Origin of the sequence: Pseudomonas sp. S8 (genome assembly GCF_050473925.1) — a bacterium.
Taxonomy (GTDB): Bacteria; Pseudomonadota; Gammaproteobacteria; order Pseudomonadales; family Pseudomonadaceae; genus Aquipseudomonas; species Aquipseudomonas parakoreensis.
The window spans coordinates 461973-475574 of record NZ_JBFDVZ010000016.1 but is presented as its reverse complement, the minus strand read 5'-3'; the positions used below and the strand labels follow the sequence as shown (position 1 = coordinate 475574).

9 protein-coding genes and 1 pseudogene are annotated in these 13602 nt (G+C 52.9%); 9 read left to right on the top strand and 1 reads right to left on the bottom strand.

Features of this window, described 5'->3' with window-relative positions; all coding sequences use genetic code 11:
* The first annotated feature begins 41 nt into the window (after window positions 1-41).
* From tssI to AB1J88_RS03550, 9 genes and pseudogenes are all read left to right on the top strand, one after another.
* Window positions 42-2084: a type VI secretion system tip protein TssI/VgrG gene (tssI, locus tag AB1J88_RS03590; protein WP_430290233.1), complete on the top strand. Its 2043-nt coding sequence runs from the start codon at window positions 42-44 to the stop codon at window positions 2082-2084.
* Window positions 2074-2811: a DUF4123 domain-containing protein gene (locus AB1J88_RS03585; protein ID WP_430290232.1), complete on the top strand. Its 738-nt coding sequence runs from the start codon at window positions 2074-2076 to the stop codon at window positions 2809-2811. The genes tssI and AB1J88_RS03585 overlap by 11 nt, the downstream gene beginning before the upstream one ends.
* Window positions 2811-7598: an RHS repeat-associated core domain-containing protein gene (locus tag AB1J88_RS03580; protein WP_430290231.1), complete on the top strand. Its 4788-nt coding sequence runs from the start codon at window positions 2811-2813 to the stop codon at window positions 7596-7598. The genes AB1J88_RS03585 and AB1J88_RS03580 overlap by 1 nt, the downstream gene beginning before the upstream one ends.
* A complete protein-coding gene (locus AB1J88_RS03575; RefSeq protein ID WP_430290230.1) occupies window positions 7595-8038 on the top strand; it encodes a hypothetical protein in 444 nt (147 codons plus the stop codon). The genes AB1J88_RS03580 and AB1J88_RS03575 overlap by 4 nt, the downstream gene beginning before the upstream one ends.
* 177 nt (window positions 8039-8215) lie before the next feature.
* A pseudogene (locus AB1J88_RS03570) lies at window positions 8216-10047 on the top strand (RHS repeat-associated core domain-containing protein); the annotation flags it as partial.
* Window positions 10048-10291: 244 nt separating this feature from the next.
* The gene (locus AB1J88_RS03565; RefSeq protein WP_430290229.1) at window positions 10292-10789 is read left to right on the top strand and encodes a hypothetical protein; all 498 of its coding nucleotides are present in this window, start codon (window positions 10292-10294) and stop codon (window positions 10787-10789) included.
* A gap of 332 nt (window positions 10790-11121) precedes the next feature.
* Window positions 11122-11592 carry a hypothetical protein gene (locus tag AB1J88_RS03560; protein WP_430290228.1) on the top strand — a complete coding sequence of 157 codons (471 nt, stop codon included), beginning with the start codon at window positions 11122-11124 and terminating at the stop codon, window positions 11590-11592.
* A gap of 275 nt (window positions 11593-11867) precedes the next feature.
* Window positions 11868-12260: an Imm50 family immunity protein gene (locus tag AB1J88_RS03555; RefSeq protein WP_430290227.1), complete on the top strand. Its 393-nt coding sequence runs from the start codon at window positions 11868-11870 to the stop codon at window positions 12258-12260.
* Complete coding sequence (locus AB1J88_RS03550) at window positions 12253-12750, top strand: hypothetical protein (RefSeq protein ID WP_430290226.1); 498 nt, start codon at window positions 12253-12255, stop codon at window positions 12748-12750. Before AB1J88_RS03555 ends, AB1J88_RS03550 begins: the two co-directional genes overlap by 8 nt.
* 38 nt (window positions 12751-12788) lie before the next feature.
* Here AB1J88_RS03550 and AB1J88_RS03545 read toward each other — a convergent pair whose 3' ends face one another.
* Window positions 12789-13601 carry a VanW family protein gene (locus AB1J88_RS03545; protein WP_430290225.1) on the bottom strand — a complete coding sequence of 271 codons (813 nt, stop codon included), beginning with the start codon at window positions 13599-13601 and terminating at the stop codon, window positions 12789-12791.
* Between the last annotated feature and the right edge of the window lies 1 nt (window position 13602).

Sequence of the window (13602 nt, the reverse complement as noted above, 5' to 3'; positions counted from 1 at the left end):
GGTAGTCGACGAACGCCGCTGTACAGCACGAGGAACAAGGGATGTTCGCGCCGGCCAATGAAACCCACTTTGCCCTGACCATCGAAGGGCTCTCCGCCGATTTTCAGGTATTCACCCTGACCGGCCGGGAAGCCATCAGCCAGCCTTTTGTGTTCGAGGTGGAGCTGGTCAGTGAGCAGCCGTCGCTGGACCTCGAAACCCTGCTGCACAAACCGGCCTTCCTGCAGCTGTCGCCCGATGGCAGCGGCATTCACGGCCAGATCTATCGCGCCGCGCAAGGCGATTCCGGCAAGCGCCTGACGCGCTATTCGGTGACCCTGCGCCCGCAATTGTCGTACCTGGCGCATCGCGTCAACCAGCGGATCTTCCAGAACCTCACAGTGCCGAAAATCATCGGCATGGTTCTCGAAGAGCACGGCATCCAGAGCAACGCCTACGAATTCAAGACCGGTTCGATCTATCCAGAGCGCATTTATTGCGTGCAATACGATGAATCGGACCTGCACTTCATCCAGCGCCTGTGCGAGGAAGAAGGTATTCACTACCACTTCCAGCACAGCGCCACGGCGCACAAGCTGGTGTTCGGTGATGACCAGACGGTGTTCCCGAAACTCCAGCCTGTGGCCTACCAGCAAGACTCCGGCATGGTCGCCAGCAATCCGGTGATCAAACGTTTCGACCTGCGCCTGGAAACCCGCACCAGCCGCACCACGCGCCGCGATTACGACTTCGAAAAACCGCGCCTGACCCTGGAAAGCGAAAACCGCGGCGACGCCCTGCCAGACCTCGAAGACTACGACTACCCGGGCCGGTTCATCGACCGCGAGCGCGGCAAGCACCTGGCCAAACGCGCCCTCGAACGCCACCGCAGCGACTTCCAGCTCGCCGAAGGCAAGAGCGATCAGCCGCTGCTGGTCAGCGGCCATTTCCTCGCCCTGACCGAGCACCCGAAAGCCAAGTGGAACGACCTGTGGCTGCTGACCGAAGTCCTGCACGAAGGCAAACAGCCGCAAGTGCTCGAAGAGTCGGTGACCAGCGACACCACCGCCCTCAAAGATGACTTCCATCAGGGCTATCGCAACCGCTTCCAGGCGACCCCGTGGGACGTGCCGAACCGCCCGCCCCTACGCCACCCGAAACCGCGCATCCTCGGCAGCCAGAGCGCCGTGGTCACCGGCCCCAAAGGCGAAGAGATCCATTGCGACCAGTACGGCCGGGTCAAAGTGCAATTCCACTGGGACCGCGAAGGCCAGGCCGACGACAAGACCAGTTGCTGGCTGCGCGTCTCCAGCGCCTGGGCCGGCGCCCAGTACGGCGGCATCGCCATCCCGCGCATCGGCATGGAAGTGCTGGTCACCTTCCTTGAAGGCGACCCCGATCAACCGCTGATCAGCGGCTGCCTGTACCACAAGGAAAACACCGTCCCGTATGAGCTGCCGGCAAACAAGACCCGCAGCACTTTCAAGACCCTGAGTTCCATGGGCGGCGGCGGTTACAACGAACTGCGCATCGAAGACAAGAAAGGTCAGGAGCAGATCTTCCTCCACGCCCAGCGCGACTGGGACGAGAACATCGAGCACGACCAGAAGATCCGCGTCGGCAACGAACGCCACGACACCGTCGAGCAGAACAGCTACACGGAATTCAAGGCCGAGGAACACCACACCGTCTACGCCGACCGCAAAGTCGAAGCCCGCGCCAACGACCACCTGACCGTGGGCGTGAACCAGCACATCAAGATCGGCACCGGCCAGTTCATCGACGCTGGCCAGGAAATTCACCTCAGCAGCGGCATGAAAGTCGTGCTCGAAGCCGGCGCCGAACTGACCCTGGTCGGCGGCGGCAGCTTCATCAAGATCGACGCCGGCGGCGTGACCATGAGCGGCCCGGTGATCAACATGAACTCCGGCGGCAGCCCCGGCAGCGGCACCGGCGCCGCCCCGTTGATGCCCGGCGTGCTGAAACAGGCCGACGCCGACAAGGCCGGCCAAGTCCTGACCCCGGCCCAAATCAACACCCTCAAACGCAACGCGCCGTTCTGCGAAGAATGCGAAAAATGCAAGGCAGGTGCCTGTGCCATCTGATCGACTGACACCCAAGGACTGGCTGGCGCAACAGCCGCTGCAGAGCGGTGAACGCCTGTACCTGATCATCAGCGCGGCGAGTGATGCCGACGCCCTGAAAACCCTGTACCTGACCGAACCCACCGCCCAGCTCCTGCCAATCTGGGGCGGCACGCCCTACTCCACCTGGCAACCGGTGATGCCCTACGTCACCGAACTCAAACCGAACGCGGCATTCCTGCCGTGGATCGCCGAAACCGACGCCCTCGACTGGGGCTGGCTGGCCATCTCACGCGCCGAACCGAACGACGTGTTCGAGCACCTGCGCAGCCTGACACAGGTGAAGATGCCGGACGGGACTGAGGTGTTTTTCCGGTTCTGGGATGGGCGACATATTTACCCGATTCTGAAGGGGCTTGGGGAGAAGGCCGGGGAAGTGCTGCCGGTGTTTGAACGGTATCTGATTAATGGGCAGACGCTGGAGGTTGGGACACGGGTGTTGCCGAAGGTGAAGGATTGGCCGTGGTGGGAGGTGCCGAAGGAGTTGCTGGATGGCTTAGCCAAGGAGAACCCGACGACACTGATCAGCAACCTGATGCAGTGGCTGGAAGAAGACCGCCCGGATATTTACAGCGCTTGGCCTGAGAACAACCTGAAGCTGAAAGTCAGCCGTTTCGTGCGCCGCCCGGATGCGCCGAAAAACCTTAAAGAAGCACTGTTAAACCACCTGATTCTGGAGCAAGGCTGATGGATCGCGTTGCCTTTGTTGACAACCAACTGAACACCTTCAAAGACAGTCTGAAGCTGTATCAGGAACAAACCAAAACCTGGTACGCAAGAGCCGCCGACAAGGCCAGTCGAGCCGCTGATCTGCCCTCCCTATTGGGCATGGAGCGCGTGATCAAGGTTGGAGACACCAGTAAATCAGTGAGCATGAACGACGGTAGTTTCGCCTCGAACGTGGCTCAGTGTCCTCTCAAAGGTCCATTGCTGATCGAAAGTAAATTCGAATCGGTCTACGACATCCCGATTGGCGACATCGAAGTCGAGATCGTCGCGGTGGAAGGTGGTGCGGTCAGCAAAGTCAAACTCGACGCTCAAGGCAAAGCTGAGTGGACCGGAGGTATTCCCGGCAAGTTCTATCAGATCCGCGTTCACAACGAAGTGACACCGGCGCAGATCGACGCCCTCTTCAGCTCCTACAGCGGCGTGACCGCTGACCTAGAGGGCTTCCTGCGTAAAGAGTGGGCAGGGTTCAAACCGCAATGGTCGAATCTGTCAGCTTCGGGCACCGCGATGGCTATCGGCAACGGCATTCTTGAAGGTGGCTGGGAGGCTATCAAGGGGGTGTGGGATGGCATCAGTCTGGTGCTCGATATCCTGCAAAATCCGAAGAAGTTTGCGGCGGACCTCGGAGCTGGCGCTGATGAGCTGATCAAGGTCGCCAAAAGCTCGCCAGACGTCATGAAGAAAGCCATGTTGCTGGCCAGTGACGAAGCCGCACTGTTCCTGTTGGTGCGCAGCGCAGTGATCTGGCTGGCCGGTTTGCCCCCCATGAAGATGGCAGGCGACGTGGCGAAAATGACCACAGCGATCGTCGTGGGCATCGCGATCGACATCGTGATTGGTGTGGTACTGACCATCGCAGCCGAAGGCACCGGTGTCATCTATCTCGCTGCCCGACTCAAGAAGTACGGTGAACTGGTCCTCAATGCCGTCATCGGTTTCGTAAAGTCGTTGTTCAAGATCATCAACGGCTTTATGGAATACGTCGCGAAGTACACAGCGGTTGCGGCGCGGGGTGTGACGGCCAAGGTGAGGAATGGTATTTCAGAGTTGCGTTTTGATGGGAAGCGTGTGACTACCGTCGAAACACCGAAAGCTCACCACGACGCTCCTGCACAATCTAAAACACCGGATGACAAAAGTGCGACTTGCGCTAAAAAGACGTGCACTAATGGTTGCCCGGTTTCTATGGTCACCGGCGAAGAGCTTCTGACATTGACCGACGGTGAACTCGGTGGACTTGCGCCATTTAGCTGGAATCGCCTCTATCGGACCAGTGCAGCAGAAATCGATTGCGGACTTGGTTTTGGCTGGAGCCACGCATTGGCACAGCGCATAGAAATCAATGCCGATGAAGTGATCTGGACTGATCATGAGAATCGGGTGATCACGTTCCCCCTTCCAAGCATCCAACGCCCGGCGATTACCAATAGTCTCTCGGAAGCCGCAATTTTCATCGGTGACGATCCATCAGAACTTATCCTCACCCAGGCCGGTGAGCAGACTCATTTCTATCACTTCCGCTACGATCGCAAAGGCGCAACACTGATTGCCATCAGTGACAAGTACGATAATCGACTTCATATCACGCGCGACATTCACGGTCGAATCAAACGTATAGACAACGGTGCTGGTCGTGCCTTGCTATTGCGCTATAACCGCAAACACATCGTGGCAGTCGACTATCAACAGTTCAGCCCGGCAGACAATCTGGAGGACGCATGGAGTACCGTCCAGACAGTTGTCAGCTATGCATATGACTCACAATATCGTCTGATCGAAGCAAAAAATGCAGCAGGAGAAGCCGAGCGTTACGCCTACGACGATCAGAACGTAATTCTTGAACGCCGGTTAGCCGGTGGTGCCAGTTTTTATTGGGAGTGGGAAAAAGAGGGCAAATCAGCACGCTGTATTCATCACTGGGCAAATTTCTCGCAGATGGATACTCACTACGCTTGGGATGATAAGGGTAGCGTTACCGTCACCAATGCTGACGGTAGCGAAGAAATATACACCCATGACGACCAGGCTCGGCTCGTTGCACAAATAGATCCTGACGGAGCCGAAAATCTCAAGGCTTACAACGACAATGGTCGCTTGATTGCGGAGCAAAATCCGCTTGGGGCGATCACCGAATACCTATACAACGATTCGGGACAACTTGTAGCGGTAATTCCTCCAGAAGATGAACCAACAGATTATGAGTACAGCAATGGATTCGTAAGCAAAGTCAGTCGCGGTAAAGCAGTCTGGAAATATAAACGCAACAATCAGGGTGATATCACCCAACAGACTGATCCGGACGGTAACACTACCCACTACAGCTATGACCGTCAGGGTCGTCTGCTGGAGATTGGCCACTGCGATGGCAGCCGTCATCAATTGAGTTGGAACAATCTCGGCCAACTACTGGAAGAGCGACTTCCGGATGGTGGTAAACGCAAGTACCGCTACGACGCACTTGGCCGTCAAATTACCCGTCAGGAAGAAAGTGGAGCCATCACCCAGTATCAATGGGATGCTGCTAATCGCCTTGCACAAATCACTCTGCCAGGCGGAGCAACTCGAGCATTTACTTACAACGCATATGGTCGTGTCACCGCCGAGCGCGATGAACTCGGCCGTATCACGCGTTACGAATACGCTGAGAATCTTCATCTTGTCAGCCGTCGCATCAACCCGGACGGCAGCCAACTACGCTATCGTTATGACAACTCACGTCTGCTGCTGACGGAGATCGAAAACGAGCGCGGTGAGCATTACCACCTCGACTACTACGCTAATGGCCTGATCCAGCAGGAAACCGGCTTCGACGGTCGTCGCACGGCTTACGAGTACGACCTCAACGGCCAACTGCTAAAGAAAATCGAGTTCGGTGACGATGGCAGCGAATTGGTCACTGAGTATCAGCGCGATGCCGCAGGCCGACTACTGGTGAAAACCCTTGCCGATGGCGAGGAAATCCACTACAGCTACGACGCCCTCGGTCGCCTCGTTAACGTCGACGACGGTCATTGGCCGCTCGCTTATAAATACGACCTGCAAGACCGGCTGATCGAAGAACACCAAGGCTGGGGCACGCTACGTTACGAGTACGACAGCGTTGGTCAGCTCAAACACTGCCGCCTCCCTGACGGCAGCAAGCTCGATTACCGTCACCAACCCGGCGGGCAACTCAACAGCATCGACCTCAACGGCTCGCGCCTGACCTCTCACAAGTTCAGCACCGGTCGCGAACAATATCGCCAGCAAGGTCTGTTGCTCAGCCAATACCAGTACGACGAACAGGGTCGTTTGCAAGCGCACAGCGTTGGCCAGCGAGACAAGAACCTCCTCCAGCGTCGTTATAACTACGACGCCAATGGCAATCTCGCGGGTATCGAGGACAGCCGCAAAGGCAACTGCAGCTACCACTACGACCCCCTCGACCGACTGATCAGCGTGCGCGGTGCTACGCCTGAAAGCTTCGCCCACGACCCGGCAGGTAACCTCCTCAGCCAAAACAATGAGGGAATCTCCAACCTCGCCAACGTCAAAGGGAACCGCCTGCTGATGCAGGGTGATCGTCATTACGATTACGACGCCTATGGCAATCTGATTCGCGAACGTCGCGGTACCAGCCAGAAACTCGTTACCGAATACCGCTACGACAGCCTGCACCGCCTCATCGGCGTCAGTCTCACAGGCGGCAGCACCGTATCCTACAAATACGACGCTTTCGGCCGCCGTATCGAAAAAACAGTCGACGGCAAGACCACCGAATTTCTGTGGCAAGGCGAGCGCCTGGTTGCTGAAAGTGCGGAAAACCGTTACCGCAGCTACATCTACGAACCGGGTAGCTTCCGCCCGCTGGCCATGCTCGACGGTGAAGGACCACGCAAAGCTACGCCGTTTTACTACCAACTCGACCACTTGGGCACGCCGCAGGAACTGACCGACTACAGTGGCGAAATTATGTGGTCCGCGAAGTATCGCGCCTACGGTAATCTCGTAGCTCTAGACGTCAACGAAATCGATAACCCGTTGCGGTTCCAAGGCCAGTATTTCGATGCGGAGACAGGGTTACATTACAACCTGAACCGCTACTACAATCCGGCCACAGGGCGTTTTTTGACGCCGGATCCGATCAAGCTTGCAGGTGGCTTGAATAGCTACCAGTACGTCCCTAACCCTACAGGGTGGGTGGATCCATTGGGTCTAAACTGCGTTCCTGGACAATGTCCAGATCCGGAACCACAAAAAAAATGGACTGATAAATCAGTATTCAATAAATACCCGGAAAAAACGGTTATAAAAACTTCTGGCCCTGAAGAGCAAGCTGCATTTTTACAGGAGCATCTTCCGGGGCTGCCGAAAGAGCAGGCTCAGATGTTACTCGAGGACTCTTATAAAAAAGGTACTTCAGTAGTGATTGGAGGAAGCAGAGTTAGAGGTGATAATCTTCCCGGCAGCGATCTCGATGTCGGATTCGGGCATCTCAACGCAAACCAAGCGGGTAAGCATGTGAAAGCGCTTGAAAGTAAATTTGCAGGTCAAGATGGATTCTTATCGCTCGAAAAAACAAGAATTGTCCCTGGAAACAAAACTGCAAATATTGAAGAAATAAAGTCTCCGGAAGAATTTTTCCAACGTTCAGGAACACGTTCCGGCCTTGACCCAAAAGCCGGACAAGAATACAAACCTTCTGGCTCCATCACACTTGAAAAAGATGGAACAATTACTCTGCTACCACCAGGAACAACGCCATGATATTTAAATCATCAGGAGAGCTTACCGATCCTCGCCTTGTTGGCTATAGGAGTCTCGGCTTTGGGGAAAACATTAATCTTGAAACAAAAAAATTCGAATTAACTATAAATCTTAGCGAGATCCCAGAGCACTTCTTAAAACAAGCTAACAATTTTATTCAACAATGCAAGGAGGATGACAAACAGCAAGAGTTTGCGGACATACCGGAGCTAGCGCAATTGTGCTACCCAGACTACTCAAGCATGCTTGAGAAATATCCTGCGCTGGCTGCAACCCTAATCAAGGATTATTTATATTTTGACTTATTAAACTCCATATTCCCAAATTCAGAAAACTTAAAGCTTGTAATTAATAGCATTCAGGGCATTACGCTTGCCGACTCCAGCCTAATTATTTCCGGCGAAACATTCCCTTTTCAATTCATTAAAAAAAATAACTAAAAGACAATGAGCCAGAGAAACAGCAAGCCCTATAAATAATCAATCCCAAAAAGTCACACTCAGAACAATCTACAGACTCTTACTATTTGATCTCACTCCGACTCCCCCGTCACTTTCTGCAATCTGGCTCGCGAACGCCATGGAGCTGGGCAGAAACTGATTACCGTATATAGACAGGGCTGGATATACCTCGGTCAGCTGCTGGAAGAACGTCTGCCAGAAGGCGATCAACTCGCTACGACGCACTGGGTCGGTAAATCACTCGCCAGGAAGAATCGGGCGCCATCACCCACTACCAATGGGATGCGGCCAACCGCCTGGCACAAGTCACGCTGCCGGGCGGTGCAACACGTGCCTTCACCTACAACGCCTATGGCAACGTCACCGCCGAACGTGACGAACTCGGCCGCATCACTCGCTACGAATACGCCGACAACCTGCACCTGGTCAGCCGCCGCATCAACCCGGACGGCAGCCAACTGCGCTACCGCTACGACAACTCGCGTCTGCTGCTCACCGACATCGAAAACGAGCGCGGCGAGCATTACCAGCTCGATTACTACGCGAACGGCCTGATCCAGCAGGAAACCGGCTTCGACGGTCGCCGCACGGCCTACGAATACGACCTCAACGGCCAGTTGCTGAAGAAAACCGAATTCGGTGATGACGGCAGCGAACTCGTTACCGAGTATCAACGCGACGCCGCTGGCCGTCTGCTGGTAAAAACCCTCGCCGATGGCGAGGAGATTCACTACAGCTACGACGCCCTCGGCCGCCTGGTAAACGTCGACGACGGTCACTGGCCGCTCGCCTACAAGTACGACCTGCAAGACCGCCTCATCGAGGAACACCAAGGCTGGGGCACCCTGCGCTACGAGTACGACAGCGTTGGCCAGCTTTGCCACTGCCGCCTTCCGGATGGCAGCAAACTCGACTATCGCCACCTCTCCGGCGGACGCCTGAGCAGCATCGACCTCAATGGCTCACGTCTCACCGCTCACCAGTTCAGCGCCGGTCGCGAACAACAGCGTCAACAAGGCCTGCTGCTCAGCCAATACCAATACGACGAACAAGGCCGCCTGCAAGCACACACCGTCGGCCAGCGTGATAAAAACCTGTTCCAGCGTCGCTACAACTACGACGCCAACGGCAACCTCGCCGGCATCGACGATAACCGTAAAGGCAATCGCAGCTACCATTACGATCCACTTGATCGGCTCATTAGCGTACGCGGCACGACACCGGAAAGCTTCGCCCATGACCCGGCGGGTAACCTGCTGGGTCAGAACAACGAAGGCACAGCGAACCTGGCCAACGTCAAAGGCAACCGTCTGCTGATGCAAGGCGACCGCCACTACGACTACGATGCCTACGGCAACCTGATCCGCGAACGTCGTGGCGCCGGCCAGAAACTCGTCACCGAATACCGCTACGACTGCCAGCACCGCCTAATCGGCGTAAGCCTGCCGGGTGGGAGCACCGCGTCCTACAAATACGACGCCTTCGGCCGACGCATCGAAAAAACCGTCGACGGCCACACTACCGAGTTTCTGTGGCAAGGCGAACGATTGATCGCTGAAAGCGCCGACAACCGCTACCGCAGTTACATCTACGAACCCGGCAGCTTCCGTCCATTGGCGATGCTCGATGGCGAAGGCCCGCGCAAAGCCACGCCGTTTTACTACCAACTCGACCATCTGGGCACACCGCAGGAACTCACCGACTACAGTGGCGAGATCATGTGGTCGGCGAAGTACCGCGCCTACGGTAACCTCGCTGCGCTGGACGTCAGCGAAATCGATAACCCGCTGCGCTTCCAGGGTCAGTATTTCGACGCCGAGACGGGGTTACATTACAATCGGCACCGCTACTACAATCCTGGCACTGGGCGGTTTTTGACGCCGGATCCGATCAAGCTTGCAGGCGGTTTGAATAGCTACCAGTACGTGCCTAATCCTACGGGGTGGGTGGATCCGCTTGGTCTGAACACTTGTCCTGGCGGCGAGAATTGTACGCCTGGAGTGGGGGCTGACGATGCTGCAACAAAACCACAAGTAAATGAGGGCGATCAAAAAGCACCTGAGACAGGAGGCGCAGCTCGAGCTGCTCAATACTCTGCAAATTGGCCTAAAGCAAATTTAAATAATGCTGTGGAAAAATTCGCCGGCAACAATCCTATAATCAGCACCACTGATAAGGGTAAGAAAATATACGAAAACCCTCAAAACGGAGTAGAAATAGTAGAAGACATGAATGGAAACTATTTTAGAGTTTACGCCCCCCTCACTTCCCGGAAAACGTAAATATCTGAACCTTGACTTAATTGTACCTAGCAACAAAACGCTTCCGAACGGAAAGCAAACAGGCAGATCGCAAAGCGAATACAACGAAGTTACGCATTTTAAAGGAACCATAGAAGTGAAAACAATTTCAGTGCCAGTAACCGTGGAAGCAATGAATCGATTAGACTTTGATGCATGTTTACCGGGAGATCTGGAAGAAATTTTTCTTTCCGAAGATGAATTCTCAACCCTTGTAAAGACCGGAGCAATTGAAAAAATTAACTCAACATTAGGAATACTTATAGATGAGTACGAAGACGAAAAAATACAAGGAATCTCAGAGTTACAAACATCCCTCAACATATTCCAAGAAGCATTAAAAACCACCAACACCGAAATAATAAACAAAATCTTAAAGCTTAATGAATCAGCAATAAAACATAATACTGGATTGTTTTTTTACTTCTGAATTTTTCCCAGAAATATATAAACTAATAAAAACTACAAATCCATATTTAATACTCAACTTAAAGAATATCGAAAAAAACCATTCGTCATCCGATAAAAATGGCAACTCAACATAACTGAATGACATAAACACGTAAACGCTTTCAATTTATAAAAAATAATGGATTTCTATTTCTGGTGAAATCACTCACCAAAAAACTGAGCATACCTATACTGCTTCAGCTTGCCACTTTTTTATCAAAAGTGATTGAACGCCCTCCCTTTGGCCTTCTTTTCAGAAAATAAATCCGCCCCCTTTTCATTGCAAAATTTCGATGACTGGAAAAATCTTCAATGAAGACCACTTTTGAAACTGCTTTAGACCTTCACGAAATATCTGATTTCTTTAAAGGAAATGGACAATATTTTGCTCGAGACTCCGACTGGGGAGACCATCTTTTTATCAGCAACTGGCAGGAAATGTGCAGTGTTTTAAAAAATCAGAAAGCCGCACAAAATTTACTCACATCGATATTTGAAGATTACGCAAAATATTTGAAGGAAGATTATTCAGATGCCGAAGGATTATTCTCAAATATAAGCGCTTACTACACACTTAAAAATAAAATAACCTTTTTATCGAGCAATAGTTACGACTTAATCGAAAGTCTTGACGAGAGAAGCAAGAAAGATATAGGAAAACTATTTCGTTTGCTTAGGCAACAGTACGATTTAAAAAACAAAGATCTGCCAAAGTACACTTTTGATGAGGAAATCAAACGATTAAAGCTCAAGGGATGCACTCTTAACCTTGAACAGCTTTGAAAAAGCATGCAGATCACGACTTCGGCACAGCTGATGATAGACATTTAAAGAATTCAAAGTCTAAAAACTCTGCTAACCCCATAAAAATATCACATTAATATCAGCGACCACCCGACACGATAGAAAAACGAATACAGGGCACAGATTTTTTGTGTAGGCAGCCCAAAAAAGCAATCAAAATAAATCTGTTCCCTTTTGCCTCTTTTGCCTTCGATGACACTAGGACCGGAAAGGTCCCCGGCACCAATGAACACTACCCCTTCAAGGGAAAAAAAATGAAAACCTGGAATGAATTTGATGGCAACACCTTATTCAATAGAGTGTTCACCAAACCCATTAAAATTAGCACGATAAATTTATTCCAAATAACAATCGACAACAACAGACCTAACATAACCTTCGAATTCGATATCCCAGAAACCCCCGACTCCGCACCTGAAAAATGGATAAAGATGGGATTCAACACTTGCCGCATTGGCTTGAGCTGCAACGGAGTCAAGGAATTATTCTTAAAAAACATACCTACTCAAGAGAGCCTCACTATCAAAATAGAGATAATTGACGAGTATTTTTTAATCCGTGCAGAAAATAAAAACTCTCTATTGGAGTTCAAAACAAAATACCCAGTACTTTTCGGCCCTTCGGTTTACATGAGCACCCATGAATAAACATCAAATCACACTCACCAACAACTGGATCGCCACCTTCGAAAACAACGGTGAATTCCGCATGGGAGCCGAAGGCTGGAGCTTGGTCCTGCAAGGGCCTGACGGCAGAAATATCAATTACTTCGCGGACCAGATCATTTTGGTCAACGATGACGACGGCACCCAGGCTAATTCGTGCATTCGTCTATCCAGCGACGGTGTCTACGGTTATTTGAGCACAGCCGTTGATAGCTGCTGGGTGATCGATTTTTCGCGGTGCATGATCGCCCCGCACCGAGTGAGCATCCATCACTACCATGACGCCTACGACGAAAGCGTGGCAGCTTACGAACAACCGGCCTTCAAGCGTGCGAGGCAATATATCAGTGTGGTTGGAAGGTACGTCTATCTGACCTTCCCGCTGACCAAAGATGAAGACTTCCCCAAGGTATGGGAAGAGTATCTGTCCATACGCAAACGCCAACTGGATGAGCTCTATTTCAGAAACTGATCAGTGGGCGCCAATATCATCGTAGCTATTTGTGCGCCCTACCCGATCAACTCGTCCATCACCTCATACTTAACCACCACCCGATTCCGATACAACCTCACCCGCTCCACCAATTCCCCCACCTGCCCCTTCTCCCTCACCTCCCGCCAGATCTCGTTCTCCCGATAGACCCGCTCCTCCTCCCGCACAAACCGGTGCCCTTCCTGAAACACGTGATACCGATACGCCCGCACCTGATCGCACAACAACTCGCCCTCCAGCTGCGTGTCCCCCACATTCAACTTCAACTGAAAACTCCGATCCGTCGGGTTGTGCAGTACCAGGTCAACGTAGTTGTAGAAAATTGCCGCACCGGAACCGAATGGCAGCACTCGCCCTTCATCCGGGAATGGATCGAAGCTGTGGTTGGAGCGTTCAACAACGACCAGCGGCGAGTGAATCGCCATCCAGTGGATCAGGTTGCTCAGTTGGCAGATTCCGCCGCCGATACCGCTGCGTGCTTCGCCGAAGGACAGTTCCATGCCTTCGACGTAGTCGCGTTTGCGGGTTGGGCGGCCGACGAGGCGGCAGAAGGAGAAGTGTTCGCCGGGGGCGATGATGAGGCCGTCGATGGCGGCGACGGCGAGTTTCAGGTTGATGACTTTGTTGTGTTGCAGGGCGAGGTCGGAGTCGCCGAGTTTGCGGATGAGTTTTGAGGTGTGTTTCAGGTAGCGGAATGGCAGACGGTCAGCGCCGGCAACCAGGCGTGCGTAGCGATTGCTGGAGCAGTGCCAGGCGATCTGGCGGAACAGTCTTTTTTGCCACACGCGCAGCCAGTACAGGGCCGGGTGGTAGAGGGAAAGTGGTTTCATC